General features: G+C 40.3%; 23 protein-coding genes. 21 read left to right on the top strand and 2 right to left on the bottom strand.

Translation table 11 applies throughout. The features are described 5' to 3' along the window. Nucleotides 1-522 precede the first annotated feature (522 nt). From rpmH to IGL07_RS13555, 5 genes are all read left to right on the top strand, one after another. Complete coding sequence (gene rpmH, locus IGL07_RS13575; protein ID WP_002356012.1) at nucleotides 523-657, top strand: 50S ribosomal protein L34; 135 nt, start codon at nucleotides 523-525, stop codon at nucleotides 655-657. A gap of 203 nt (nucleotides 658-860) precedes the next feature. Beyond that, nucleotides 861-1,217 (top strand): ribonuclease P protein component, encoded by a 357-nt coding sequence (gene rnpA, locus IGL07_RS13570; protein ID WP_002356011.1) that lies wholly within the window; start codon nucleotides 861-863, stop codon nucleotides 1,215-1,217. Continuing rightward, nucleotides 1,217-2,044 (top strand): YidC/Oxa1 family membrane protein insertase, encoded by an 828-nt coding sequence (locus IGL07_RS13565; protein ID WP_002356010.1) that lies wholly within the window; start codon nucleotides 1,217-1,219, stop codon nucleotides 2,042-2,044. The genes rnpA and IGL07_RS13565 overlap by 1 nt, the downstream gene beginning before the upstream one ends. A 14-nt stretch (nucleotides 2,045-2,058) precedes the next feature. Next, nucleotides 2,059-2,835: an RNA-binding cell elongation regulator Jag/EloR gene (gene jag / locus IGL07_RS13560; RefSeq protein WP_002361456.1), complete on the top strand. Its 777-nt coding sequence runs from the start codon at nucleotides 2,059-2,061 to the stop codon at nucleotides 2,833-2,835. 298 nt (nucleotides 2,836-3,133) lie between these two features. After that, on the top strand, nucleotides 3,134-3,856 hold the full coding sequence (locus IGL07_RS13555; protein WP_002368650.1) for a response regulator transcription factor: 723 nt from the start codon (nucleotides 3,134-3,136) through the stop codon (nucleotides 3,854-3,856). Between the two features lie 43 nt (nucleotides 3,857-3,899). Here the strand turns inward: IGL07_RS13555 and IGL07_RS13550 are convergent, their stop codons facing one another. Then, on the bottom strand, nucleotides 3,900-4,595 hold the full coding sequence (locus tag IGL07_RS13550; protein WP_002356006.1) for a GntR family transcriptional regulator: 696 nt from the start codon (nucleotides 4,593-4,595) through the stop codon (nucleotides 3,900-3,902). Between the two features lie 133 nt (nucleotides 4,596-4,728). Further along, nucleotides 4,729-6,126 (bottom strand): CitMHS family transporter, encoded by a 1,398-nt coding sequence (locus IGL07_RS13545; RefSeq protein WP_002356005.1) that lies wholly within the window; start codon nucleotides 6,124-6,126, stop codon nucleotides 4,729-4,731. Between the two features lie 404 nt (nucleotides 6,127-6,530). On the opposite strand from IGL07_RS13545, the gene IGL07_RS13540 reads away from it, so the two are divergent. The 16 genes from IGL07_RS13540 to IGL07_RS13465 all read left to right on the top strand — a co-directional run bounded on the left by IGL07_RS13540 (nucleotide 6,531) and on the right by IGL07_RS13465 (nucleotide 26,909). Beyond that, nucleotides 6,531-6,893, top strand: coding sequence for a hypothetical protein (locus IGL07_RS13540; RefSeq protein WP_438747456.1), 363 nt, complete (start codon nucleotides 6,531-6,533; stop codon nucleotides 6,891-6,893). Further along, nucleotides 6,877-7,278, top strand: a complete 402-nt coding sequence (locus IGL07_RS13535; protein WP_002363547.1) for an acetyl-CoA carboxylase biotin carboxyl carrier protein subunit — start codon at nucleotides 6,877-6,879, stop codon at nucleotides 7,276-7,278. Before IGL07_RS13540 ends, IGL07_RS13535 begins: the two co-directional genes overlap by 17 nt. Before the next feature lie 29 nt (nucleotides 7,279-7,307). Continuing rightward, nucleotides 7,308-8,423 carry a sodium ion-translocating decarboxylase subunit beta gene (locus IGL07_RS13530; protein WP_002383526.1) on the top strand — a complete coding sequence of 372 codons (1,116 nt, stop codon included), beginning with the start codon at nucleotides 7,308-7,310 and terminating at the stop codon, nucleotides 8,421-8,423. A gap of 21 nt (nucleotides 8,424-8,444) precedes the next feature. Then, on the top strand, nucleotides 8,445-8,579 hold the full coding sequence (locus IGL07_RS13525) for an OadG-related small transporter subunit (protein ID WP_002356001.1): 135 nt from the start codon (nucleotides 8,445-8,447) through the stop codon (nucleotides 8,577-8,579). A gap of 32 nt (nucleotides 8,580-8,611) precedes the next feature. Then, nucleotides 8,612-9,604 (top strand): [citrate (pro-3S)-lyase] ligase, encoded by a 993-nt coding sequence (gene citC, locus IGL07_RS13520; RefSeq protein WP_025189445.1) that lies wholly within the window; start codon nucleotides 8,612-8,614, stop codon nucleotides 9,602-9,604. A 5-nt stretch (nucleotides 9,605-9,609) separates the two neighbouring features. Beyond that, entirely contained in the window at nucleotides 9,610-9,918 is a 309-nt protein-coding gene (citD, locus tag IGL07_RS13515; protein WP_002355999.1) for a citrate lyase acyl carrier protein, read from the top strand. After that, on the top strand, nucleotides 9,906-10,793 hold the full coding sequence (gene citE / locus IGL07_RS13510) for a citrate (pro-3S)-lyase subunit beta (protein WP_002355998.1): 888 nt from the start codon (nucleotides 9,906-9,908) through the stop codon (nucleotides 10,791-10,793). The genes citD and citE overlap by 13 nt, the downstream gene beginning before the upstream one ends. A gap of 2 nt (nucleotides 10,794-10,795) precedes the next feature. Beyond that, entirely contained in the window at nucleotides 10,796-12,328 is a 1,533-nt protein-coding gene (gene citF, locus IGL07_RS13505; RefSeq protein WP_002355996.1) for a citrate lyase subunit alpha, read from the top strand. After that, nucleotides 12,321-12,857, top strand: coding sequence for a citrate lyase holo-[acyl-carrier protein] synthase (gene citX, locus IGL07_RS13500; protein WP_002403986.1), 537 nt, complete (start codon nucleotides 12,321-12,323; stop codon nucleotides 12,855-12,857). Before citF ends, citX begins: the two co-directional genes overlap by 8 nt. Beyond that, nucleotides 12,850-14,247 (top strand): oxaloacetate decarboxylase subunit alpha, encoded by a 1,398-nt coding sequence (locus IGL07_RS13495; protein ID WP_002355994.1) that lies wholly within the window; start codon nucleotides 12,850-12,852, stop codon nucleotides 14,245-14,247. The genes citX and IGL07_RS13495 overlap by 8 nt, the downstream gene beginning before the upstream one ends. Nucleotides 14,248-14,364: 117 nt before the next feature. Then, entirely contained in the window at nucleotides 14,365-15,537 is a 1,173-nt protein-coding gene (locus IGL07_RS13490) for an NAD(P)-dependent malic enzyme (RefSeq protein WP_010710949.1), read from the top strand. Between the two features lie 6 nt (nucleotides 15,538-15,543). Continuing rightward, entirely contained in the window at nucleotides 15,544-16,413 is an 870-nt protein-coding gene (citG, locus tag IGL07_RS13485) for a triphosphoribosyl-dephospho-CoA synthase CitG (RefSeq protein WP_002359201.1), read from the top strand. A 741-nt stretch (nucleotides 16,414-17,154) separates the two neighbouring features. Next, nucleotides 17,155-22,389, top strand: a complete 5,235-nt coding sequence (locus IGL07_RS13480; protein WP_429861341.1) for an Ig-like domain-containing protein — start codon at nucleotides 17,155-17,157, stop codon at nucleotides 22,387-22,389. A gap of 232 nt (nucleotides 22,390-22,621) precedes the next feature. After that, nucleotides 22,622-24,019 (top strand): tRNA uridine-5-carboxymethylaminomethyl(34) synthesis GTPase MnmE, encoded by a 1,398-nt coding sequence (gene mnmE / locus IGL07_RS13475; RefSeq protein WP_010816937.1) that lies wholly within the window; start codon nucleotides 22,622-22,624, stop codon nucleotides 24,017-24,019. Between the two features lie 19 nt (nucleotides 24,020-24,038). Continuing rightward, the gene (mnmG, locus tag IGL07_RS13470; RefSeq protein WP_438747455.1) at nucleotides 24,039-25,937 is read left to right on the top strand and encodes a tRNA uridine-5-carboxymethylaminomethyl(34) synthesis enzyme MnmG; all 1,899 of its coding nucleotides are present in this window, start codon (nucleotides 24,039-24,041) and stop codon (nucleotides 25,935-25,937) included. A gap of 171 nt (nucleotides 25,938-26,108) precedes the next feature. Further along, a complete protein-coding gene (locus IGL07_RS13465) occupies nucleotides 26,109-26,909 on the top strand; it encodes an SDR family oxidoreductase (protein ID WP_002376273.1) in 801 nt (266 codons plus the stop codon). Nucleotides 26,910-26,923 lie beyond the last annotated feature (14 nt).

Raw genomic sequence — 26,923 nt, 5'->3', positions numbered from 1 at the left:
ACAGTGACCTCCTATATGTTTAAATTTTGGTTATCTAAAAAATGTGGATAACTTAAAAGAATGAGCATAGTCGATTTTAGCATTTTTTTAAAACTTTTTCCACAAGCAATTGTTCAATGTGGAAAAAAAGTACACAAGGGTGAAAAAAGTTTTCCACAGGGTGTCGACACTTGCGGAAGAAAGTGGTTGTTGAATGAGTTATCCACAAAAAGTTGAGAATAATTAAGCTTGACACAATCATGTTTCAAGAACTTATCAACAGTCAAAAAAACACCTGTGCAAAACTTTTTAACAGGCTGTTTTTTTGTGTAAAACTAGTGGAAAAATGGCTGTGAACAGAAAAAAATGTGGAAAACTATCCACAAGCTACTCACAGGAAAATTTAATTTGTGGATAATTGAAACGAATCTTTCTCAGGAAATATTTCTTAAATTTTATTGACAAAAGACCCTATTACTCGTTATACTATCAAAGTATGTCTATATATTGATGGATAGTTACAATTTCAGGAGGTGTAATTGCATGAAAAGAACGTATCAACCAAACAAACGTAAACGCCAAAAAGTTCACGGATTCCGTAAACGTATGAGCACTAAAAATGGCCGTCGCGTATTAGCAAGCCGTCGTCGTAAAGGTAGAAAAGTTATTTCTGCTTAATGATGGTCTGGTCTTTTAAACAGTCAATTTCTAAGAACCCTTAGTTATCTCCATAATTTTTTGGAAGATGTGAAGATAACTAAGGGTTCTTTTTCTATTTTCAATAAAAGAAAGCAGGATTCTATAGAAAAGGCTACTAAAAAAGAGCGGAAATATGCTATTATTATTAAGAAGTAAAAAAATATAGAAACAAAGGGATGCCGATGAAAAAGTCCTACCGTGTCAAGAAAGAAAAAGAATTTCAACAGGTGTTTAATAAAAAACAATCTTGTGCAAATCGTCGTTTCGTGGTGTACGTTTTAGAGAAACCACAACAAGCCCATTTTCGGGTGGGGATTTCTGTTGGGAAGAAAATTGGAAACGCGGTCACAAGAAATGCTGTGAAGCGGAAAATCCGCGCGAGTTTATTTCAATTAAAAGACCGTATCTCTCCAGAAATTGATTTTATCGTGATTGCACGTCCAGGATTGGAAAAGTTATCGTCTGAAGAAGTGAAAGCTAATTTAACACATGTGTTAAATTTAGCTAAAATATTAGATGTAAGAGAGGGAATTGAGTAGTGAAGAAGTATAAGCGCTTATTATTAATGGCTGGGTTAGTGACCTTAGTCTTTGTTTTATCCGCCTGCGGAACCGCGCCCGTAAGTGAAAGTAGTACAGGAATTTGGGATCGATACATTGTTTATTATTTTGCCCAAGCGATTAAGTTCCTATCATTAGGCGGCAGTGTTGGAATTGGGATTATCCTATTTACGTTAGTCATCCGGATTATTTTATTGCCGTTGATGCATTTCCAAACGAAGAGTATGCGTAAAACACAAGAGTTGCAACCGCAATTAAAGGCCTTGCAACAAAAATACTCTTCAAAAGATCCTGAAACACAACGCTTATTCCGAGAAGAACAGCAACGTTTGTATGCAGAGAATAATGTGAATCCTTACATTGGCTGTTTACCACTGTTGGTTCAACTACCAATCATGATGGCTTTGTATCAAGCCATTTCACGCGTGCCTGAGTTAAAAGAAGGAACGTTCTTGTGGTTAAGCCTCGATAAGCCGGATCCGTATTTAATTTTACCGATTTTAGCGGCTGTCTTTACGTTTGCTAGTACGTATCTTTCAAGTATGAGCCAACTAGAAACAAATGCCTCACTGAAAATTATGAATTACGTTATGCCAGCGATGATCTTCTTTATGGGGATTTCATTAGCCAGCAGTTTATCTCTTTACTGGGTGGTCTCAAATGCCTTCCAAACAGGGCAAACATTGTTATTAAACAATCCATTCAAAATCCGTAAAGAGCGGGAGGAAGCAGCACGTCAAGCCAAAGCACGGGAGCGAGCGCTTGAACGAGCAAAAAGTCCTAAGAAAAAAGGGAAGAAAAAATAAAGGAGGTCGTTCAGATGCCGATTTATGAAGGAAATACAATCGAAGAAGCAACGCAGAAAGGCTTACAAGCACTTGGTTTAACCAAAGAGGATGTTACAATTGATGTGTTAGACGAAGGAAAAAAAGGATTTTTAGGTCTAGGAAAAAAACTTGCCCAAATTTCAATGGAACCAACGATTAGTGAGCAAGTCACAGAAGCGGTCGAAGAAACAGTGGAAGATATTGTTGTTGCCGATGAAGCAACAGCAGTGGAAGAAGCAGTTGAGGAATTAACCGAAGCAATTCCTAGTCTCTCAGAGGAATCAACACATTCTTTAGAAAATCTGGAAGACGAAGCTGCTATTACTGAATTAGCGATGTATTTAACGAATATTTCAAATGAACTGAACGCCCCTGCCATGGTTCGCATAGCGCGCGAGAATGGCAATATTATCTTCCATTTAGAAACAGAAAAACAAGGTATCTTAATTGGAAAACACGGAAAAGTGTTAAATGCGTTACAGTACTTAGCGCAAGTCTTTATTCACCGCATTGCAAGCAATAAGCTATCGATTGTTGTAAATGTCGGAAATTATCGTGAAAAACGTCATGAAATTTTGGAACGTTTAGCGAAACGCACCGCGGAAAAAGCCAAACGCACTGGGCGGCCAGTCTTCTTGGAACCAATGCCGGCTTTTGAAAGAAAACAAATTCATCACACGCTAAGTAAAGATGAGCAAATCAAAACCCATTCTGAAGGGGATGAACCTTATCGGTATTTAGTGGTTGAACCAGTTAAGAAGTATTTTTAAACAGAGGTCGGGACGGAACCGTTTAGCTCCGAGAAATAAGAAGGAATTTCCGAAAATTGCTTTTTAATTTTTGGAGAATTTCGGCTTATTTCCGAAGGAGTTGGTTCTGTTCCCGCCGTTTATCAGGTTTTGAGCCTGGGACAAAAATCACTTTGGATTTTTGTCCCAGGCTCTTTCCAAGTTAAATGATTTTTTAGCCGTCTTCGTTTCTTTTTTTGTGTTATGATAATCAGTAATTACTCCAGTAGTAAATTCAAATGAAAAAGTTTTGTAAAGAGACGTAGGGGGAGCAACAGGTATGCGTACGGAGAAAATACTGGTTGTAGATGATGATGCAGCAGTTCGTCGTTTGATTTGGAAAGCGTTACAATCAACAGGTATTCTTATTTACCAAAGTGAATCAATTGAAAAAACAAAAGATATCGTGTCCAGAGTTACCTTTGATTTGTTCATTTTAGATGATAACTTGGAACATGACAGCGATGGTTACTACTTAGTCCAAATGATTAGAGAGAAATATCCACTGGTGCCAATTATCTTTTTTAGTAGCAAAAAAGAAGAAGAGGATATTATTGCAGCCTTGGAAATGGGCGTGGATAGTTATATAACGAAACCTTTTTCCTTGAATGTTTTTAAGGCTCAGGTGATTGCTTCGCTGAATCGAGCTCGAATGATTCGAAAACAATTGAATATTTATAAAAAAGAAGAACTACAGGTAGGCGATTTCCGTTTTGATTATGGTCGTTATCAACTATTTAAAAAGGATTTACCTATTTCATTGTCTTCGAAAGAAGTTCAATTAATTCAATTTTTTCTGGAGAATCCCGAGCAAGTATTCTCTAAAGAACAAATTTACAGCAGTGTTTGGGGTACTGGGGATGTCGATGCGAATACGATTATGGTTTTTATTAATCGTTTACGAAGTAAATTAGAAGAAAACCCGAAAGAACCTTGTTACCTTCGGACCGTTTGGGGCATTGGTTATACCTTTACGCCAGATGGTTGCGTACAAAAAAAATGAAAAAAGGCCCGCAGTTGCACGAGCGACTGCGGGTCTTTTTTGCTTATTCAATTTGTCGACGTTCCATTTCTTTCAAAATAAATTGAAGCGAACGATTTAGATGTTCATGGGTTAAAAGTGTGATCTGGTCAATATTCTTTGTTTTCATTCCGCGGAAAATTAACCAATGTTCTTCTAGGGCAATACTACGACGTTCTGAGGCACGAATCGCAATATCTCTGAAATAGATTAAGTAAGCATGGAGATCAGTCACAATTTTTTTTAAACGTAGCATCTGACTCTTAGTATAAATAAAGGAATTAAAATCTGAAAAGTTCTGTAGTAAGTCATCTACTTGGTTATTTTTATTGTATTGTTCTCCTTCGAGAAGTAAGGCTTCCAATTCATCAAAATCTTCTGGTGTCATGAGTTCCATGGCTTTAATGGTTGCTAAAGTGTCCAAAGATTTACGAATATCATAAATTTCATAAGCATCTTTCATACTAATCCCTTTAACCACGATACCCACCATAGGTATATGTTCCACCAATTGTTCTTTGACCAATTCTTGTAAAGCAAAGCGAATGGGCGTCCGACTAATGTTTAATTGCTCGGAAAATTCTTTTTCGTTAATCCGTTCACCCGCAGGAATATCCCCTAAAATAATGGTTTTTTTAAAGGCTTCATAGGTACAAATTTTTAGAGGTTTACTGCTAGTTAAATCTAAGTTCCGTTTTACTGCTTCAACCGTTGGATTCATATGAGGCACCTCCCTATAGGTTATTTTTATAGATAATAAATATAATATTAAAAATGAAAATATAACGCAAGAAAAGACAAAATGAAAAGAAAACCGAGGAGAAAAGGTACTCCTACGGTTTCAGCGACGACGTTTAATTTTGTGGAATAAATAAAGGCATGTGACCTAAAGCAACAATTGTTACAACGAAAATAACGAAAATTCCTAAGGCATATTTTGCCGATTCTTTTTGCCATTGACCCATATCTAAACCAGTTAAACGTAATAGCAAGTAAATAAATGCCACTAATGGACTTAATAAGTGGAACGCTTGCCCCATTAAGGAAGCTAAAGCCATAGACATATTGTCAAATCCATAAGAACGTCCAGCTTCTGCTAGGACTGGTAAGACACCGAAATAGAAACCATCGTTTGAAATAAAGAATGTTCCTGGTGCTGAAATGAACGCAATCACTAAGCCCCAAGCGCCGGCTAATTGTTTTGGAATAATATTAACAAAGCTATTTGCTAAGGCATTGGCCATACCAGAACCTTGGAATAAGCCCATGAAGACGCCAGCAGCGAAAACTAAGATAACTACTTGCACAGCATCACCAGCATTTGCACTGATGCGGCTGCTTTGATCTTTTAATTTTGGATAGTTAATCATTAAAGCGATACAAGTACCAACTAGGAATAATAATAACGGTGGCATTTCAATCCACGAAGGCAAACCTAATTGACCAACGAATGAACTTAGGACTAACCAACCGATTAAGACAATCGTTAAAATACCATTGAACGCAAAATTCTTTGGACGACGAATTTCTAATAACTCAGGATCGTTAACAATAGTCATTTCTTCCAATTCTTTATCAGTAAGCGTTGTCACGCCTAAGCGAGCACGTTCTTTTTTCCCCATGCGATAAGCAACAAAGAAGATAACATACAATACAGATAAAATCATACCAGGTGCTAAATAAGAAAGAATGTCGGCATCAACTTCTAGTACGGCCATGGCACGAGCTGTTGGACCGCCCCAAGGTAATAAGTTCATAATGGTGTTTTGTAAGATAACAAGCACACCTAAATTCATCAATTTCATATTAAGTTTTTTGTAGATGGGAATAAACGCAGAACAGCAAATCAAGGTCGTGGTTGTTCCATCTCCGTTTAAGGAAACAGCAGCAGCAACTACCGCAGTAGCCATCAAGACTTTCATTGGATCGCCTTTAGCAAAGTAAATCATTTTTTTAGTGATTGGGTCAAACAAACCAGCGTCCAACATAATAGAGAAGTAAAGAATGGCAAATAATAACATAATACCAGTTTTTGAAGTAGTTGAAATCCCATCTAAGACGAAATTCCCAATGTTGACTTCAGGGACAACACCGTCAGCACCAGGTGGCGGACTCGCTACTCCAGTTGCAATTGCAATCAAAGTAAAAATAAGAGGAATAATTACTAAAGATGTAAACGGTGACAATTTCTTTTTCATGATTACATACATAAAGATGATAATCATACCATAAGCTAAAATAGTGAGTAACATGTTTTTCTTCCTTTCTTTTTTTAGAACTTTTTTGTAAGCGTTAACAACCGGTGTTAATAAAAAAGAATAGCCATGAGAAATGTTTCACAGTATTCTGGTTTACAACAAAAAATATTTTTTGTGTTTGTCTATAGTGTGAGAATATACAAACTTTCGCAGAGAATAAATAGCCTAAAACAAAAAGAACATCAAAAAAACAATTCAACAATCAAATTCTTATTAATAACTTAATATAATATTAATAGAATCTTAACGGCTGATAAATGCTTATATACCAATGTTTACAGAGTTTTTTTCACAAAATAAACAATAAAAGAACAATCTGAGCTAGTGTTTTCACTAGGTTTTTTAACGGTTTTTTCTATAATGAACGTATACCAAGAATTAGTGAAAGGAGAGACAATATGGGCCTATTTAAGTCCTTATTCAAGAAAGAGCAACACACGCAGGATACCGAGATTAATGAAAGCGTTATCCAACGTGAAGCGGATAACTTGGAAAAGCGATGGATAGATATACCAGCATATATTCCTGCTGAGCCAAAAGAATATCAATTGGTAAGTATTGTGGCCACTGCCATCGAAGCAGGAGAGTTTCCAGAAAGTCGTTTTGTTATCAAAAAAATCGCAAAACGAAATCCAGAAGCAAAAGAAGTTGCCATTATTGCAGCCAGTATAGCTGCAGAGCTTTCAGAAGAGTCTCAGCTAGTTGTCAAAAGAATTTCAAAACAAAACCTTGAGGAGGATCATTATGTTACGCAAATTTAAAATTTCAATTGATGGGAAAGAATATTTAGTCGAAATGGAAGAAATCGGTGGCGTCCCACAACCAGCACCTGTTGCGCCACAACCAACAGCGCCAGTTGCTACGACAGAAACACCAGCCCCTGCTGTTGAAGAAGCCCCAGCGCCAGCAGCACAGCCAGCCGCCCCAGCAGGAGCAGATGCAATGCCTGCGCCAATGCCAGGAACTGTGTTAAAAGTATTAGTCAATGTTGGTGATACGGTGTCCGAGAACCAACCATTGTTAATTTTAGAAGCAATGAAGATGGAAAATGAAATCGTTGCAGGAAAAGCAGGTACGGTAACAGGAATTCATGTTACCCAAGGCCAAATTGTGAATCCAGGGGAACCATTAATAACAATTAACTAGAATTAATTTAAGAAGAGGAAGTGATTTGTGTGGAGACACTGATTCAAGGTGTTATAGGAATGGGCCAAGAACCAGGACGCATTGTGATGATGCTGATTGGTGGACTGTTAATGTATTTAGGAATAAAAAAAGAGTATGAACCAACACTTTTAGTGCCGATGGGTTTAGGAACGATTTTAGTGAACTTTCCTAATTCCGGCGTATTGAGCGCTGGCGGCGAGCCAGGTCCGTTTAATGTTCTTTTTGATTTTGGAATAAAAACAGAGTTATTCCCGTTATTATTATTTATTGGGATTGGGGCAATGATTGATTTCGGTCCATTGTTACAAAATCCGTTTATGTTGATGTTTGGTGCCGCTGCACAGTTTGGGATTTTCTTTACAGTTATTATGGCTGTTTTATTAGGTTTTGATTTAAACGATGCTGCTTCGATTGGGATTATTGGTGCCGCTGATGGTCCAACGTCTATTTTCGTAGCAAATACCTTACATTCAAAATACATGGGGGCCATAATGGTTGCCGCTTACTCCTACATGGCGTTAGTTCCGATTATTCAACCAGTAGCGATTAAAGCAGTGACGACGAAAGCCGAACGTCGTATCCGTATGACTTATCGGGCCGGTGAAGTTTCTCAAACAGCGAAAATTCTTTTCCCGGTTGTTATTACGATTGTCGCAGGGTTAATTGCGCCGGTGTCATTACCATTAGTTGGTTTCTTGATGTTTGGGAACTTATTAAGAGAATGTGGCGTTTTGGATCGTTTATCCATTACAGCTCAAAATGAATTGGTAAATATTATTAGTATCTTGCTAGGACTATCTATTTCCGTTAGCATGAACTATGCAGAGTTCTTAAAAGTCGATACGTTGATGGTTATTGGCTTAGGGTTAGTCGCCTTTATTATGGACTCAGTTGGCGGCGTGCTTTTTGCTAAATTCTTGAATTTATTTAGAAAAGAAAAAATCAATCCAATGATTGGTGCTGCGGGTATTTCCGCTTTCCCAATGTCTAGTCGGGTCATTCAAAAAATGGCTACAGATGAAGACCCACAAAACTTTATTTTAATGCATGCTGCTGGTGCCAACGTTTCAGGACAAATCGCTTCTGTAATTGCTGGTGGCTTACTATTAGCCTTTTTAACATAGGACAGAAAGGAGAACGAATACATGTCTGTTAACATGGAAGATTTAAAAATTGCTTTTGAACTGTTAGGTTTTGGTTGGGGCGGCGTTTTCGTTGTTTTATTTATCATTTATCTAGCATCTAAATTACTAACAAAATTATTTCCAATTAAAAAATAAAGGAGGTTATTGCTGTGAGCAGCGTATATACAATGAAAAGAATCTGGTTGCAAAAAGATAAAAAAGCTTATCAAGCTTGGCGCGAATTAATGGAAAAAGCCGAATTGCAAACGACAGAAGCACTTGATTACACCGTTGGCATATATGATGACACAGCATTAATCGCCTCTGGCTCGCTTTCAGGCAAAACGATTAAGTGCGTGGCCGTTTGTAAAAAATATCAATCTGAAAATTTGTTAACCCAATTGGTGGTTCATCTACTTGAAAAACTGAGAGAAGAAAACCAATTACACAGTTTTTTGTATACAAAACCAAAAAATGAACAAATTTTTCAGTCGCTAGGCTTTCAAAAAGTGGTTGCGAATCAAGAGGTGCTATTTATGGAGCAAGGCAAACCAGATTTTGCCGATTATCTTGATTACCTGACACAGCATAAAAAAGCAGGGCCAGCCAGTAGCATTGTCATGAATGCAAATCCTTTTACGAAAGGCCATCAGTACTTAGTCGAAAAAGCAGCCAAAGAAAGTCCGCACGTTTATGTGTTTGTTTTAGCTGAAGATAAATCGCTATTTTCAAAAGAAGCACGTTTCGCAATGGTGCAAAAAGGGGTAGCCCATTTACCCAATGTGACAGTCCTATCTACAAAAGATTACTTAGTTTCGTCTGCGACTTTTCCTACCTATTTTTTGAAAGAAAAAGCGCCATTAGAGGTAGCTGCAATTCAAGCAACGCTTGATGCAACGTTATTTAAAGAAAGAATTGCGCCAATACTTGAAATTCAGCAACGTTATGTGGGAGAAGAGCCTTATTCAGAAGTGACCGCTGTCTACAATCAAGCAATGCAACAAGTTTTCGGACAAACGATAACGCTAACCATTGTCCCGCGATTAGCGATTGGTGGAGAGCTGATTAGTGCGACGAAAGTTCGCAAAGCGATGGCTGAAGGCGACAAAGAGACACTCAAGAAGTTTTTACCAGCAACAAGTTATCAATACTTAGTAGAACACAAGAAACTAATGAGGTGAAGAAAGTGAAGATTATCAAAAATGCTACTGCAGGGACAGTAGAATCAAGTGATATTATGATTACCGTCCAACCCATTGAATCAACAGAAAATACCATTGAATTAGAAAGTAGTGTCGAAAAACAATTTGGCAATCAAATTCGTCAGGTGATTACGACAACTTTGGAACATTTAGATGTCCAAGGCGTTGCGGTCAAGGCGATTGATAAAGGGGCATTAGATTGTACGATCAAAGCTCGGATGATTACAGTTTTACATCGAGGCGCTGAAAAAGAAACGTATGATTGGAAGGAGTTGGACTCATGGAACGTTTAAGAAGAACAATGATGTTTGTCCCTGGAGCGAACGCAGCAATGCTAAGAGATGCACCATTGTATGGGGCAGATTCAATCATGTTTGATTTAGAAGATGCAGTTTCATTAAAAGAAAAAGACTCTGCCCGTGTTTTAGTCCATTCTGCTTTGAAAACTTTCGATTATGGCAATATTGAAATTGTTGTTCGGATCAATGCTTTAGATGCCGGTGGCGCAGAAGATATTGAAGCAATGGTCTTAGCTGGTGTCGATGTGATTCGTTTACCAAAAACAGAAACAGCCCAAGATATCATTGATGTCGAGGCAGTCATTACAGAAGTAGAACAGCAAAATGACATTCCCGTAGGAACAACGAAAATGATGGCTGCTATCGAATCGGCTGAAGGTGTTCTAAATGCGCCCGCGATTGCCAAAAGTTCAACTCGATTGATTGGCATCGCGTTAGGCGCCGAAGACTATGTTACCAATATGAAAACACGGCGCCATCCAGATGGCCAAGAACTATTCTTTGCTCGTAGCATGATTTTACATGCCGCTCGAGCAGCTGGGATTGCAGCTATTGATACGGTCTATTCAGATGTAGACAATACGGAAGGCTTTGAAGCCGAAGTTCGTTTGATTAAACAGCTAGGTTTCGATGGGAAATCGGTGATTAACCCTCGTCAAATCCCATTGGTTAATACTATTTATGCGCCAACAGAAAAAGAAATCCAGAATGCTAAGGAAGTAATCTGGGGCATTCGGGAAGCCGAAGCTAAAGGTTCCGGTGTTATCTCCGTAAATGGAAAAATGGTTGATAAACCAATTGTTGAACGAGCTGAACGGGTCATTGCGTTAGCATTGGCGGCTAAATTAATTACCGAGGAGGAAATATAGACATGGTAGTAAATAAAGTAGGCAAAGACATTCCTCAATCTTATGCAGAGCAATACGGCATTTATGAAGGAGAATTAGCACACATTGATGCTTATCAAGAAGCGAGCCGAGCAATTAAACCAGTGAAACCTCGGGAGACAAAACTTTTAGGAAGTATTCGTGAAGCAATTGAAAAAACAGGTTTAAAAGATGGCATGACCATCTCTTTCCATCACCATTTCCGTGAAGGAGACTATGTGATGAACTTAGTTTTAGCCGAGATTGCCGCCATGGGGCTGAAAAACATTTCGATTGCACCTAGTTCAATTGCAAATGTTCATGAACCTTTGATCGAACACATTAAAAATGGAGTAGTCACCAACATTACTTCTTCAGGTTTGAGAGATAAAGTAGGAGCTGCTATTTCAGCAGGTATCATGGAAAATCCTGTGGTGATTCGTTCACATGGTGGCCGGGCACGGGCAGTAGCAGCAGGCGATATCCATATTGATGTAGCTTTCTTAGGTGCACCAAGTTCAGACGCTTATGGAAATGCGAATGGAACCAAAGGAAAAGCCACCTGTGGTTCTCTTGGATATGCGATGGTCGATGCAAAATATGCGGATCAAGTGGTCATCATTACTGACACATTAGTACCATATCCTAATACCCCTATCAGTATTCCACAAACAGATGTTGATTATGTGGTAGAAATTGATGCAATTGGTGATCCAGATGGAATTGCCAAAGGCGCAACACGTTTTACAAAGAATCCTAAAGAATTATTGATTGCTGAATATGCCGCAAAAATAATTACACATTCTCCTTACTACAAAGAAGGCTTCTCATTCCAAACAGGAACAGGTGGCTCTTCACTAGCAGTTACGCGGTTCATGAGAGAACAAATGCTTAAAGATGGCATTAAAGCAAGTTTCGCTTTAGGCGGAATTACGAATGCAATGGTGGAACTTTTGGAAGAAGGCTTAGTAGAAAAAATTATTGACGTCCAAGACTTTGATCATCCATCAGCTATTTCTTTAGGGGAAAATGCCAATCATTATGAAATTGATGCCAATATGTATGCCTCACCGCTTAGCAAAGGGGCGGTTATTAATCAATTAGACACAGCTATTTTATCTGCTTTAGAAGTGGACACAGATTTTAATGTAAATGTCATTACTGGTTCAGATGGTGTCATCCGTGGTGCTTCTGGCGGACATTCCGATACAAGTATGGCTTGTAAAATGAGTCTAGTGATTGCACCACTTGTTCGTGGACGGATTCCAACAATCGTTGAGCAAGTAAATACAGTCGTTACACCAGGTACGAGTGTCGATGTCGTAGTAACAGAAGTCGGCATTGCAATCAATCCAAAAAGAACAGACTTAATTGATTGTTTTAAAACCTTAGATGTTCCTCAGTTTACGTTAGAAGAGTTGAAAGACAAAGCCTACAACATTGTTGGCACCCCGGAACCAATTAAATATGGAGACAAAGTTGTTGCGTTAATTGAATACCGAGATGGTAGTCTAATTGATGTGGTACGCAATGTTTAATGGGGAAAAAGTAACACTTTTAGAGATGTTGGATGCTCGCGAACAAAGAGCTGCCACACAGAAGGAGTTGTTAGAAACAGCACCAGAAGCTAGTCTCTTATCTGCCACAATGAATATTCCTGGAGAAGTGAAAAATTCGCCCACCTTAACGGCTGTTTTTTTAGAAGTAATTGACGAAGTCGAGCAACAATTGCTGGATCAAGTACCGATTGTTAATTTTTACCGGAATGAAAAAACAGGGCCTGAATATTATTTGGCGGTTTCGTTAGCCCCGCAAGAGTTAAAACAAAGAATGGTCAAAATTGAAGAAACACATCCTTATGGTCGTTTAGTGGACCTAGATGTTTTATGGGGAAATAAAGAACTAAAAAGCCTTCATCGAGGAGATTTAGGCTTGCCACCACGGCGCTGTTTTATGTGCCAAGAAGAGGCGAAAGTCTGTGGACGAAATCGACGTCACAGTCTTGAAGCAATGCAAGAAAAAATAACAGAAATAATTTTGACACGAAAGGAGCAGCCAAGTGAGTAAAAAAATTCGTTTTACAGAAACGGTGCTACGGGATGGACAACAAAGTTTAATTGCAACACGGATGCCAACCTCAGATATGCTGCCGATTATTAAAACAATGGACGAGGCAGGATTTCATGCATTAGAAATGTGGGGCGGGGCAACGTTTGATTCCTGTGTCCGCTATTTAAACGAGGATCCTTGGGAACGTCTTCGCCAAATTCGCAAAGAAGTTAAAAATACCAAACTTCAAATGTTATTACGAGGACAAAATTTACTAGGATATCGTCATTACGCTGATGATGTGGTGCGGGCCTTTGTCGAAAAATCAGTTGAAAATGGGATTGATATTATTCGTATTTTCGATGCCTTGAATGATGTCCGTAATTTACAAACAGCAATTCAAACAACAAAAGAAGCTGGCGGACACTGTCAAGCAGCGATTTCTTATACTACGAGTGAAATTCATACCATCGATTACTTTGTAAAATTAGCCAAAGAATTAAGTCAAACAGGAGCGGATTCCATTTGTATTAAGGATATGGCAGGCGTTTTGACGCCACAAACTGGTTTTGAATTAGTGAGCAAAATGAAAGATGCCATTGATTTACCTTTAGAGGTGCATACGCATGCGACTAGTGGTATTTCTGAGATGACCTATTTAAAAGTTGCTGAAGCAGGTGCGGATATCATCGATACAGCTATCTCTTCTTTCGCTGGCGGTACGAGTCAACCAGCCACAGAATCTGTAGCCATTGCGTTAGAAGATTTAGGCTTTGAAACAGGTTTAAATATGGAAAAAGTAACAGAGATTGCTGACTATTTCAATCCGATTCGTGATCGCTTTAGAAGTGAAGGCATTTTAAACCCTAAAGTTAAAGATACGGAACCGAAAACCTTGATTTATCAAGTGCCTGGTGGTATGTTATCAAACTTATTAAGTCAATTAACGGAGCAAGGTTTACAAGACAAATATGAAGAAGTTTTAGCTGAAGTACCTAAAGTAAGAGCGGATTTAGGGTATCCACCACTAGTTACGCCGCTTTCACAAATGGTTGGAACACAAGCCTTAATGAATGTGATTTCTGGGGAAAGATATTCCTTAATACCGAATGAAATCAAAGATTATGTGCGCGGAGAATATGGCAAATCACCAGCACCTATCGCAGAAGAGATTAAGCAAAAAATCATTGGGGATGAAGAGGTAATCACTTGTCGACCAGCGGATTTATTGAAACCAGAGTTGCATAGTTTAGAAAAGGAAATCCAACAATACGCAAAATCTGAAGAGGATGTCCTATTATATGCGATGTTCCCACAACAAGGAAAAGACTTTTTAGGACGTCGCGAAGATCCTTTTTACGATGTACCGTTACAGAAAGTGACAGTCAAACTTGACTTGCCAGAATAGAACGGGCAAGTGCTCCGCAAATGTATAAAGAAGCAAGGGTTTGAGCGACGATAACGGTTGTTCAAACCCTTGCTTCATCAAATAGAAAAAAGGCAGCCCGTGAAAGGAAGTGACAATGTGTTAGAAGAAGTTCTAGCAATTCATCAAAAAAATATTGGTGTACTAAGTCTTGAAGCAACAGAAGCGGTGTTAAACCATCATGATTTAGCCAAAATGTATACACCTGGTGTCGCAGAATTGAGTTTAATGATTGCCCAAAATCATGAATTAGCGCGCGAGTGGACCATTAGTGGTAAGTTAATTGCGGTTATTACAGATGGATCAGCTGTTCTGGGTCTCGGCAATATGGGCACGCAAGCGGGCTTGCCAATTGTTGAAGGCAAAGCTTTACTTTATAAAAATTTGGCGGGGGTCGATGCTATTCCTTTAGCACTGGAACAAAAATCAGTTGACGAGATGGTTCAAACAATTGAAAATTTACAAAATAGTTTTGCAGGAATCCATTTAGAAGATATTTCTGCACCAAAATGTTTTGAAATTGAAGAAAAACTTCAACAACGTTTGAACATTCCTGTGTATCATGATGACCAAGAAGGAACAGCCATCGTCGTTTTAGCTGGGCTAATTAACGCAGCTAAAATTAAAGGAAAACCTTTAAATGAATTACGTGTGGTGATTAACGGAGTTGGTGCTTCTGGTGTAGCGACCGCTAAGTTATGTATTCAAGCGGGGATTACGCATCTCACCTTAGTAGATCGCCAAGGTGTTTTAAGAGAAGAAGACCCGACATTGAATCCTTACCAACGTGCTTTGCTTCGACAGGTAATAAAACCATCAGTAGAAAACAAAGATTTAGCCACCGCTGTCGTCAATCAGGATGTTTTTTTAGGCTTATCAGAAGCGGATGTGCTAACGCCAGCCCTGATTAAATCAATGAACCAAGACCCAATTATCTTTGCTTTAGCAAATCCTAAACCAGAAATTGAACCAGCCCTCGCCCAAGCCAATGGCGTCCGTTTATTAGCAACTGGTTCTTCCAAATATCCGAATCAAGTGAACAACATTTTAGCTTTTCCAGGTCTTTTTAAAGGGTTATTGGCAGCGAAAGGCAGAAAAGTCGATGTCGGTTTGCAAATGACAGTAGCACGAAGCTTGGCCGCTATGATTTCAGAACCCACAGCAGAAAAATTTATACCTAATGTATTTGATGGCGGCGTAGTTGACACGGTTTTTAATGCTGTACTAGACTATATAAAACAAGAAAAGACCACGGCAGAAGAAGGGACGTAAAAGGCAATGACAAAGCAAGCAAGGAGTAAATTAGCGCAGCAAGCACAATTGGCACTACTCTATGAAGTGACCTGTTTAAATAAACCAGGCTTGGTGGATCCAGTCGATGCAGGCGCCCATCAAGATATGGATGTTTTCACTTTTTTAGAAAGTAGTGTGGTTTTGACTCCTTATTTTGAAACCTTCGTTCAAGCTGGGACAGAGCTACGTCATTTGCCGATTGAGGCAACATTTCGCGCGATTCGACAAGTTGGTTTAGAAGCAGAACGAGCAATGTTTGAGGCAACAGAAGGTATCAATACACATAAAGGAGCGATTTTTTCTCTAGGTATTTTTTTAGCTGTCTGTGGTCGTCTAATGATTTGGGAGACCCCTTGCACCTTACAATTGTTTCAACAAACGCTTCAAACAATGACGCAAGACTTATTGGCTGACTTTGAAAACCTCGCTACGAATGAGCTAGAAAAACTAACTTGGGGTGAACGACTATTTGTTCAGCATGGCTTGACTGGAATCCGTGGAGAGGCGCAACAAGGTTATCCCGCTGTCTTTGAACAGGGAGTGCCTTATTATCAAAAACATCAAGGCACACAACAACAAAAACTCATTGATACGCTCCTTTATTTATCGCTCTATGTTGAGGATACGAATTTGATTAAACGAAGTCAAAATGTCCAAATTTTTGAAATATATCAACCGTTAATCCAGGAATATTTTGCTTTAGGGGGGACACAAACGTTACGGGGAACCCTTTGTTTAGAAAGATTGAATCACTTATTCAAAGAAAAAAATTGGAGTATTGGTGGCAGTGCAGATGCTTTAATTTTGGTGGTGTTTTTAGATAAACTAATGAAATTAAATTGGCTGACCCCTTAATTAAAAAGATAGTTACAACGCTGATTTGGTCAGTTATTTTGACCTTATATGCTTATGGAAAGGTCTCAAGAGAATTCAAGAAAGCGATTGACAAATACCACGAAACACAGTATATTTTATTACGAAATCATTCTTATCAGAGTATACAAATACGATGATAAACAGTTGAAGCGAATCTTGATTTGCTTTTCCTAAACCTGATTCTTTTAGAATCAGGTTTTTGTTTATCTAAAAGGCGGCATTCGTTCAAAAACGGCTGTCGCCTTTTTTTATGAAATTTTTTTAATATAAAAAAATTCATAAAAAAATCTTAAAAACAGAAAAAATTGTTATAGATTAGAGTCATTTTTTTGATGTAAAGTTTTTATGACTTACAGCCATAAAATTGATAAAAACAGTCAAAGAAGCAGAAAAAATAATAGTGGAATTTCTCAAAAAAATAAAAAAATTTCCGTTATTTAATTATCGATTTATCAAACGATAAGTTATAATAAAATAATTTATTTATCTTTAATGATTGAGGAGAAATGTATAAACTTCCTCATTTTCCTCTCATTGTATAATAACTCACTAATGAATTAGTGAGTTTTTTAACATATCTAGGATGTTTGTTATCAAATGAATTTTTATATAAAAATTCACAGCATTATATTTTGAAAAGCTGAGGAAATGTACTAAACTGCAGGTGTTAAATCCATTTAAATCGCTAAAGGGGGAGATGAACACAACTAGGGGAAGCTAATGATCTTGGTATTTATCGTTTATTTTAAAGAAAAGAGGGACGATCAGATGAAAAAGAAAATTGTTGAGGATTTTAATCGGAAAAGTCAGCATAAAAAATGGACAAAACGCAAGATGCTTAATTTAGCAATATCAAGTGGTTTATTATTTACGTCATTAGCAATCCCTGTAAGTATAGCTGTTACCTCTGGCACAATCAGTGCATCAGCAGCGGTCTTGGATATCGAACTATTATCAAATGTTACGTCAAATAATGACAGTGGCACTTCAACGAGTAATCGTTGGACAGCCGCAAACCAAAATCAACCAGTTAATTTCACGGTTTCTGGTGGCGCTTTAGCAGATGCTTCCGCTGTGTTTAGTGGACAAAAACAAGCGGTGTTAGTGGTTCCTCCTGAGTTAAGAGGAAATGTAGCTGCAGCAGGCAGCGCAGCAATCAATACCAACGTTACGATTGATCTTTCAAAAGTTACTTTTTTGACTGCCGTTTTGAATGCAGCCAATGATTTAACCAATGTGATTACTCAAATTACCAGTGGAGCGTTAGGGAATTTAACTGGTGTTGATATTGATTTGACGGAAGTGAATCGTCAATTGGAATTAGTGAATAACATTGAAAACTTAGGTGCTGCTTCATTTACAGCTCCGGAAACGTTAGCAGCTGACGGCTCATACATTAGCGCACCAATTAGTGATGGTTTAGGGTTAGTTTTAGCCCAAAATGTTTCAAACATCTTACAAGATTTGAATGCGGCAGTTCAAGCTTTGGAGGCAAAAGGAACCAGTATCCCAAGTAATCTTGTCGCCACAGCCATAAATGCAGCCTTGCTTCCTGTCAAAGGCACGGTAAACGTGGCTGTTTCAGGTGCTTTGCCTTTATTAGCGGTTGGTGGTTCAGGTGTGAATGAGTTAGTGGATGCTTCTTTACTAGGCGCAACTACGGTTACTTTACCAACTACCGTTTCAACACCTCAAAATTTATCCAATAATTTAGATGCTCGTTTTGTAGGAACAGTCGTTCAAACAGATCTTTTAGACGTTAATTTATTAGCAACAGCAGACGGTGTATCCAACATTTATTTTGCTGCAGGTACTACTAGTGAAGTAACCGCACCTACCGTAACAGGAGTAACAGGCAATTCAACGGCAGGTTACGAAGTTAAAGGAACTGCCGATGCCAATGCCACGGTTGAAATCCGAAATGCAGGAGGCACCGTAATAGGTACAGGTACCGCTGATGGGACGGGAGCGTTTACAGTTACCATTCCCGCAGGTGAAGCAGGCGCCAATGAAACGTTAACCGCCGTAGCGAAAAACGCCAGCGGTACAGAAAGTACGCCAACAACGTTCCAAACGCCAGCGGATGAAGCAACCGTAACCGCACCAACAATCACAGGAGTGACAGGTAATTCAACGGCAGGTTACGAAGTTAAAGGAACTGCCGATGCCAATGCCACGGTTGAAATCCGAAATGCAGGAGGCACCGTAATAGGTACAGGTACCGCTGATGGGACGGGAGCGTTTACAGTTACCATTCCCGCAGGTGAAGCAGGCGCCAATGAAACGTTAACCGCCGTAGCGAAAAACGCCAGCGGTACAGAAAGTACGCCAACAACGTTCCAAACGCCAGCGGATGAAGCAACCGTAACCGCACCAACAATCACAGGAGTGACAGGTAATTCAACGGCAGGTTACGAAGTTAAAGGAACTGCCGATGCCAATGCCACGGTTGAAATCCGAAATGCAGGAGGCACCGTAATAGGTACAGGTACCGCTGATGGGACGGGAGCGTTTACAGTTACCATTCCCGCAGGTGAAGCAGGCGCCAATGAAACGTTAACCGCCGTAGCGAAAAACGCCAGCGGCACAGAAAGTACGCCAACAACGTTCCAAACACCAGCGGATGAGACAACCGTAACCGCACCAACAATCACAGGAGTGACAGGTAATTCAACGGCAGGTTACGAAGTTAAAGGAACTGCCGATGCCAATGCCACGGTTGAAATCCGAAATGCAGGAGGCACCGTAATAGGTACAGGTACCGCTGATGGGACAGGGGCATTTACAGTTACCATTCCCGCAGGTGAAGCAGGTGCCAATGAAACGTTAACCGCCGTAGCGAAAAACGCTAGCGGTACAGAAAGTACGCCAACCACGTTCCAAACGCCAGCGGATCCTAATACACCCGTGGCGACGCCAATTGTTGAGACTGTAACAGGTAGTACAACAAAAGGCTATGAGGTCACAGGGACTGCTGAAGTTGGCACCACCATTGAGGTTCGCGATGCAGCTGACACGGTCCTTGGTACTGCAACAACTGGAACTGACGGAAAATATACAGTGACTTTAGATTCAGGGAAAGCAACAGCAAATCAAACGCTGAGCGTTGTAGCGAAAAACGCTAGTGGCACGGAAAGTCAACCAGCAACGGCGACAACACCAGCTGATGTCACTGCACCAACAGTTGATAACATTACAGGCAACTCTGGTACGGGTTATGAAATTACAGGAACAGCAGACCCTAACACAACAATCGAAGTTCGTGATCCAGCTGGGGCAGTTATTGGTACAGGTACCTCTGATACGAATGGTGATTTTACTGTAACGCTACCAACGGGAACGACCAATCCTGGGGATACGTTAACAGTGATTGGAAAGGATAACGCGGGAAATGAAAGTCAACCGACTGAAGTCCTTGTTCCTGCTGATGCCACGGTGACAGCACCAACTGTAACAGGAGTAACAGGTAATTCAGTTGCTGGTTATCAGGTGACAGGCACCGCTGATCCGAATGCTACCATCGAAATTCGTGATGCAGATGGGAACGTGATTGCAACAGGGACTGCCGATGGGACTGGTTCCTTTGCTGTGAACCTTCCAGCTGGGACGGCAAATGCGAATGAAACATTGACAGCGTTAGCCAAAGATCCTGCTGGCAATACAAGTACACCGACAACCTTCCAAACACCAGCAGATGAAGTAGTGGCACCGCCAAGTGTCGACAAAGTTACTGGGAATACAACACAAGGATATCAAGTGACAGGTACCGCTGAACTTGGCACCACCATTGAAGTTCGTGCAACAGACGGAACAGTTTTAGGCACCGCAACAACTGGACCGACTGGCCAATATACTGTGACATTAGCTTCAGGAAAAGCAACAGCGAAACAAACAGTGAATGTAGTTGCTAAAAATGATACTGGACTTGAGAGTCAACCAACTACAGCTATGACACCCGCTGATGTTACCACACCAACAATTGGTGACATTACTGGAGATTCAACAACTGGTTATGAAATCACTGGGACGGCGGACCCTAATACCACCATTGAAGTACGGAACCCAGATGGAACAATTATTGGTACAACGACAACGGATGATCAAGGAAACTTTACTGTGGACCTTCCAGCGGGAGCCGCTAATCCTGGTGATACATTAACAGTTGTTGGAAAAGACGGTGACGGCAATGAAAGTCAACCGACGGAAGTGACGGTCCCTGAAGATGCAACCGTAGCAGCACCAACTGTGACGACTGTTACAGGAACAACTGCCACTGGGTATCAAGTAACCGGCACGGCAGAGCCAAATGTCACCATTGAGATTCACAATGAAGCAGGTTTAGTTATTGCTACGGGAACGACTGATGGTGCTGGCGCCTTTACAATCACTCTTCCGATGGGCACAGCAACAGCTAACGAAGCCTTAACTGCCATTGCGAAAGATGCTGCTGGGAAAGAAAGTAATCCGACTGCTTTCAAAACACCTGCTGATCCAGATGCACCAGTCGCGACACCTACTGTTGACAAAATCACTGGTAGCACGACAAAAGGCTATCAAGTAGTAGGAGCAGCAGAAGTTGGTACAACAGTTGAGGTGCGTGACGCCGATGGCACAGTCCTTGGCATGGCAACTACGGGAACTGATGGCAAATACACAGTGACTTTAGAGCCAGGGAAGGCCTCAGCTAACGAAACAATAACTGTCGTAGCGAAAAATGCAACAGGGAAAGAAAGTCAGCCGGCTACAGCAACTACACCAGCCGACTTAGCCACACCAACCATTGATTCTATTACCGGAAATTCTGGTAAAGGTTACGAAATCACTGGAACGGCGGAGCCCAAAACCACTATTGATGTCCGTGACGCAGACGGAACCATCATTGCTGCTACCACTGCTAACGAAACCGGCCAATATACGGTGACTCTACCAGCTGGCGTAGTGACACCAGGAGAAACGATTACGATTATTAGCAAAGATGGCGCTGGCAATGAAAGTCAACCAGCTACAGCCGTTATTCCAGCGGATGTTGTTTTAGCGGCGCCAACTATTACGAAGGTTGAAGGAAACAAAGCCAATGGCTATACAGTCACTGGAACTGCTGATCCAAATCTCACGGTTCAATTTTACAATAGCAGTGAAAAATTATTGGCAAGTGGCAATACAACTACTGGAGGCACCTTCTCCGTTCATATTGCAGCAGGGTTAGCAACAGAAAAAGAAACGTTAACCGCACTAACCACAGATACACAAGGAAATGTGAGTCCTAAAACCACATTTATGACGCCAGCCGATATTACGGGAGAACCAGAAATTAAAATTGCGGCGCCAACTGTTTCTTCAGTTTTAGGAACGTCTAAAGCCGGCTACCTCATCAAAGGAACAGCTGAACCAAACCGAATCATTCAAATTAGTAACCGACTATTAAGAAGTGTGATTGCTGTAGGTGCCACCGATGCTGAAGGCAACTTCGCTATCCAATTAACAGCGGGACAAGCGACTGCTCAACAAAGTTTACTTGCGACAGCTACCGATGGCGCAGGACATTACAGTACGGCTACAACCTTCATGACACCAGCCGACCCAACGAATCCTGGAGGAGGCAATGGTAATACTGGCGGAAATAACGGCAATACAGGCGGCAACACAGGAAACAATGGCGCAACTGGCGGGAATAATGGGAATGGTTCAAACACAGGTTCAAATCCAAATGGAGGTTCTGGTTTAGGCACAACAGGTTCTGGCTTAGGTTCACTAGGCAATGGCCTCGGTACAAATGGTAGTGGCTACCACCCTAAACTAAGTACCATCAGTTATGGCACTGGAAATCACGGGAAAACAGGCTACTTACCTAGTACAGGTGAAAAAGAGTCCTCAGCCGTGACAACAAGTTTGTTTGGCGCCTTTGTCGCACTCCTTGCGAGCATGGGAATCATCAAACGCAAACGTAAAAACTAGCTCTCTCCTTTAATTCCTATAGATGAGAAAACGTATTGTTGAGAATTCCCCACTCAATGATACGTTTTCTCGTTCCATTTAATGAAGAAAAATTGCCAAATAGAATAAAATGTGCTATTCTATTTTCAGAAAATCGAAGGAACAAGCAGTGAAAGTGCTAAATCCAACCTGAATTTTTTAATGCAGGAGGAGTGGGCGCTTTTTTTGTTGTTATGAAGAAAGGAAGCTAATTATGCAATCAGCTACAATGGAATTTGATACAATTGCGGCGATTTCTACGCCGCCAGGTGAAGGTGCGATTAGTATTGTTCGTTTAAGTGGCGAGCGAGCAGTTGCTATTGCAAACAAAGTTTATCGGTCAGGCACTAAAGATTTAGCTAAAGTCCCCACGCACACGATTCATTATGGTCATATTGTTGATCCGCAAAACGATCAATTGATTGATGAAGTCATGCTTTCTGTGATGCGGGCACCGAAAACATTTACACGAGAAGACGTGGTAGAAATTAACTGTCATGGCGGCATTGTCGTGGTGAACCAATTACTGCAATTACTGTTACGTGAAGGCGCACGAATGGCCGAACCTGGGGAATTTACAAAACGTGCTTTTCTAAATGGCCGAATGGATCTTTCACAAGCAGAAGCAGTGATGGACTTAATCCGTGCTAAAACAGATAAAGCGATGAATGTTGCATTGAACCAATTGGATGGTAACTTGTCGGCGTTAATTCGTTCATTAAGACAAGAAATTTTAAATACTTTAGCACAAGTAGAAGTTAATATCGATTATCCAGAGTATGATGATGTCGAAGAATTAACCACGAAATTACTTTTAGAAAAAGCCGAATTTGTGAAAGCGCAGATTCAACAATTATTAACGACCGCTAAACAAGGAAAAATTTTGCGAGAAGGTCTAAGTACAGCAATTATTGGCCGACCAAATGTCGGGAAATCCAGTTTGTTAAACCATCTGTTACGAGAAGAAAAAGCTATCGTTACAGATATTGCTGGAACGACACGTGATGTCATTGAAGAATACGTTAACGTTCGCGGCGTTCCTTTAAAATTAATTGATACAGCGGGGATTCGCGAAACAGAAGACATTGTGGAACGAATTGGTGTCGAACGTAGCCGCAAAGCGTTAGCAGATTCGGATTTAATTTTGTTAGTCTTAAATCAAAGCGAAGAATTGACAGAGGAAGATCGTCAACTGTTGGAAGCAACGAAAGGCTTAAAACGCGTTATTCTTTTAAATAAAATGGACTTACCGACAAAATTAGATCCTAACGAATTACAAGAATTAGTCCCTGTAGAAGAAATTTTATCCGTTTCGGTGTTGTCAAACACAGGCTTAGACCAGTTAGAAGCGAAAATTGCTGATCTTTTCTTTGGCGGCCAAACAGGCGAAAAAGATGCTACCTATATTTCTAATACACGTCATATTGCTTTGCTAGATCAAGCAGCGCTTTCGTTACAAGAAGTGATTAACGGCATCGAAGCAGGTATGCCAGTCGATTTAGTTCAAATTGATATGACCCGTTGTTGGGATTATTTAGGGGAAATCGTCGGCGATAGTGTCCAAGATGAATTAATTACACAGTTATTTAGTCAATTTTGTTTAGGAAAATAAGACAAGAGAGGAATTTTTTATGAATCAATATCAAGCAGAATCATATGATGTTATTGTCGTCGGTGCTGGACATGCTGGCTCTGAAGCAGCCTTAGCAGCCGCACGAATGGGCGTTAAAACGTTACTTTTAACGATTAATTTAGATATGGTTGCTTTTATGCCATGTAACCCTTCTGTTGGTGGACCTGCCAAAGGAGTCGTTGTCCGAGAAATCGATGCATTAGGCGGCGAAATGGGTAAAAACATTGATAAAACCTACATCCAAATGCGGATGCTAAATACTGGTAAAGGTCCAGCAGTGCGTGCGTTGCGCGCGCAAGCTGACAAACATGCCTATGCGACAGAAATGAAACATACCATTGAAAAAGAAGAAAATTTAACCCTTCGTCAAGGGATTGTTGAAGAATTAATCGTGGAAGATGGCGTTTGTCGTGGTGTCGTAACTTCAACAGGTGCCGCATACCGTAGTCAAGCAGTGGTGATTACTGCCGGTACTGCCTTGCGTGGCGAAATTATTATTGGTGAATTAAAATATTCATCAGGACCAAACAATTCGCAACCTTCCGTTGGTTTAGCCAATCATTTAAAAGAATTAGGTTTAGAAATCGATCGCTTTAAAACAGGAACGCCGCCACGAGTAAAATCAAGTACGATTGATTATTCTGTGACAGAGGAACAACCAGGCGATAAAGAACCCAACCACTTTAGTTACAGCACGCCAGATAGTGCCTACAATCAAAACCAAGAACCTTGTTGGTTAACTTATACGAATGAAACAACGCATGAAATTATTCAAAAAAATCTACACCGCGCCCCAATGTTTACTGGGATTGTGGAAGGTGTGGGTGCTCGGTATTGCCCATCCATCGAGGACAAAATTGTTCGTTTTGCAGACAAACCAAGACACCAATTGTTCTTGGAACCAGAAGGGTTGAATACCGAAGAAGTTTACGTCCAAGGCTTATCTACTTCTTTACCAGAAGATGTCCAAACAGAAATGCTTCATTCTATTGAAGGGTTAGAAAAAGTAGAAATGATGCGTACAGGTTACGCCATTGAATACGATGTGGTAGTCCCTCACCAATTACGCCCAACATTAGAAACAAAGGTCATTGAAAATCTTTATACAGCAGGTCAAACGAACGGAACTAGTGGCTACGAAGAAGCTGCTGGTCAAGGCTTGATGGCAGGAATTAATGCTGCATTGAAAATTCAAGGCAAAGAGCCTCTTGTTTTAAAACGTAGTGATGGCTATATTGGCGTCATGATTGACGATTTAGTTACAAAAGGCACTAACGAACCTTATCGCTTATTAACGTCACGTGCGGAGTATCGTTTGATTTTACGACATGACAATGCGGACTTACGTTTAACAGAAATGGGTCATGAAATTGGCTTAGTCAAAGAAGAACAATATGCCGCCTATCTAGTCAAAAAAGCGGCTGTTGAAGCGGAAATTGCCCGCTTAGGCAAACATCGGATTAAACCAACCAAAGAAGTGCAAGCATTTTTGGAAACCAAAGGCGCTGCTGGCTTAAAAGACGGTATTTTAGCTAGAGATTTTCTGAAACGCCCAGAAATCAGTTATCAAGAAGTCGCTCAATTTATTCCCGCACCTGAAGAGGCGCTTGATCCAAAAGTGATTGAACAAGTAGAAATTCAAATCAAGTACGAAGGCTACATTAAAAAAGCCATGGAAAAAGTTGAGAAACTAAAACGCATGGAAGCAAAACGCATTCCAGAAAACATTGATTACCAAGCGATTAACGGCTTGGCGACAGAAGCAAAACAAAAACTACAAAAAATCCAACCAGAAACGATTGCCCAAGCAAGCCGTATCAGCGGTGTGAACCCCGCTGACATTAGCATTTTGATGGTCTACATCGAACAAGGAAAAATCACGAAAGTGCAAGGATAATAAAAATTTGAAGCAGTTGCTTCTTCACGGATGATTGATTGTGAAGAAGCAACTGCTTTTTTGTTTTGAATTAGTCTACTTTTTTTTCTAAACTGCAAAAAAAGACTGTCTTAAATAATTTCACAAACTGACCTATACTGAAAGCGCAAACAAATGATAGGAGTGGAACAAATGACAGATTGGTTAGGAATTAAAGGAAAAGTAGTGATTGTTACAGGAGGCTCATCTGGTATTGGTCGCAGCATTGTTGAAAGCTTGTTAGCAGAAGAGGTCTATGTCGCTAATTTTGATATTTCAGCATCAGAAACGCAACATGAGCATTTACTCTTTGTGAAAGTCGATGTAACTTCTCGAGCAGAAGTAGAAGCAGGTGTCGCTCAAGTGGTGGAAAAATTTGGAACCGTAGATGGCCTAGTAAATAACGCCGGAATCAATATTCCTCGTCTATTGGTGGATAAAAATCATCCTCATGGGCCTTATGAATTATCGGATGAGGTATTCGACAAAATTGTAGCCATCAATCAAAAAGGGCTCTACCTAATGAGCCAAGCAGTGGGCCGGATTCTTGTACAAAAACAAGCAGGTGTCATTATTAATATGTCTTCAGAAGCTGGATTAGAAGGCTCCGAAGGGCAAAGCGCCTACGCTGCAACGAAAGCAGCGGTCAGCAGTTATACACGTTCATGGGCTAAAGAGTTAGGAAAATCAAACGTCCGTGTTGTGGGGATTGCGCCAGGCATTATGGAAGAAACGGGCTTGCGCACTTTAGCATATGAAGAAGCATTGGCTTATACACGAAATATTTCTGTTGAGCAATTGCGAGCAGGTTATTCAAAAACAAGTACGATTCCATTAGGTCGTAGCGGAAAACTCCATGAAGTCGCTGACTTAGTATGCTATTATTTATCAGACCGTTCAAGCTATATTACAGGCATCACCACAAACGTAGCTGGAGGTAAAACAAGAGGATAGAGGTGGGAAAACTA

Origin of the sequence: Enterococcus sp. DIV1368f (assembly GCF_051712245.1) — a bacterium.
In the GTDB taxonomy this organism is placed as follows: domain Bacteria; phylum Bacillota; class Bacilli; order Lactobacillales; family Enterococcaceae; genus Enterococcus; species Enterococcus faecalis.
This window is presented reverse-complemented; position numbering and strand designations above follow the sequence as displayed.

What these genes read in the sequence shown, in the direction of transcription:
- rpmH (WP_002356012.1), top strand. Translation starts at nt 523, where the DNA reads ATGAAAAGAACGTATCAACCAAACAAACGTAAACGCCAAAAAGTTCAC.
- rnpA (WP_002356011.1), top strand. Translation starts at nt 861, where the DNA reads ATGAAAAAGTCCTACCGTGTCAAGAAAGAAAAAGAATTTCAACAGGTG.
- jag (WP_002361456.1), top strand. Translation starts at nt 2,059, where the DNA reads ATGCCGATTTATGAAGGAAATACAATCGAAGAAGCAACGCAGAAAGGC.
- IGL07_RS13555 (WP_002368650.1), top strand. Translation starts at nt 3,134, where the DNA reads ATGCGTACGGAGAAAATACTGGTTGTAGATGATGATGCAGCAGTTCGT.
- IGL07_RS13550 (WP_002356006.1), bottom strand. Translation starts at nt 4,595, where the DNA reads ATGAATCCAACGGTTGAAGCAGTAAAACGGAACTTAGATTTAACTAGC.
- IGL07_RS13545 (WP_002356005.1), bottom strand. Translation starts at nt 6,126, where the DNA reads ATGTTACTCACTATTTTAGCTTATGGTATGATTATCATCTTTATGTAT.
- IGL07_RS13540 (WP_438747456.1), top strand. Translation starts at nt 6,531, where the DNA reads ATGGGCCTATTTAAGTCCTTATTCAAGAAAGAGCAACACACGCAGGAT.
- IGL07_RS13535 (WP_002363547.1), top strand. Translation starts at nt 6,877, where the DNA reads ATGTTACGCAAATTTAAAATTTCAATTGATGGGAAAGAATATTTAGTC.
- IGL07_RS13525 (WP_002356001.1), top strand. Translation starts at nt 8,445, where the DNA reads ATGTCTGTTAACATGGAAGATTTAAAAATTGCTTTTGAACTGTTAGGT.
- citC (WP_025189445.1), top strand. Translation starts at nt 8,612, where the DNA reads ATGAAAAGAATCTGGTTGCAAAAAGATAAAAAAGCTTATCAAGCTTGG.
- citE (WP_002355998.1), top strand. Translation starts at nt 9,906, where the DNA reads ATGGAACGTTTAAGAAGAACAATGATGTTTGTCCCTGGAGCGAACGCA.
- citF (WP_002355996.1), top strand. Translation starts at nt 10,796, where the DNA reads ATGGTAGTAAATAAAGTAGGCAAAGACATTCCTCAATCTTATGCAGAG.
- citX (WP_002403986.1), top strand. Translation starts at nt 12,321, where the DNA reads ATGTTTAATGGGGAAAAAGTAACACTTTTAGAGATGTTGGATGCTCGC.
- citG (WP_002359201.1), top strand. Translation starts at nt 15,544, where the DNA reads ATGACAAAGCAAGCAAGGAGTAAATTAGCGCAGCAAGCACAATTGGCA.
- IGL07_RS13480 (WP_429861341.1), top strand. Translation starts at nt 17,155, where the DNA reads ATGATCTTGGTATTTATCGTTTATTTTAAAGAAAAGAGGGACGATCAG.
- mnmE (WP_010816937.1), top strand. Translation starts at nt 22,622, where the DNA reads ATGCAATCAGCTACAATGGAATTTGATACAATTGCGGCGATTTCTACG.
- mnmG (WP_438747455.1), top strand. Translation starts at nt 24,039, where the DNA reads ATGAATCAATATCAAGCAGAATCATATGATGTTATTGTCGTCGGTGCT.
- IGL07_RS13465 (WP_002376273.1), top strand. Translation starts at nt 26,109, where the DNA reads ATGACAGATTGGTTAGGAATTAAAGGAAAAGTAGTGATTGTTACAGGA.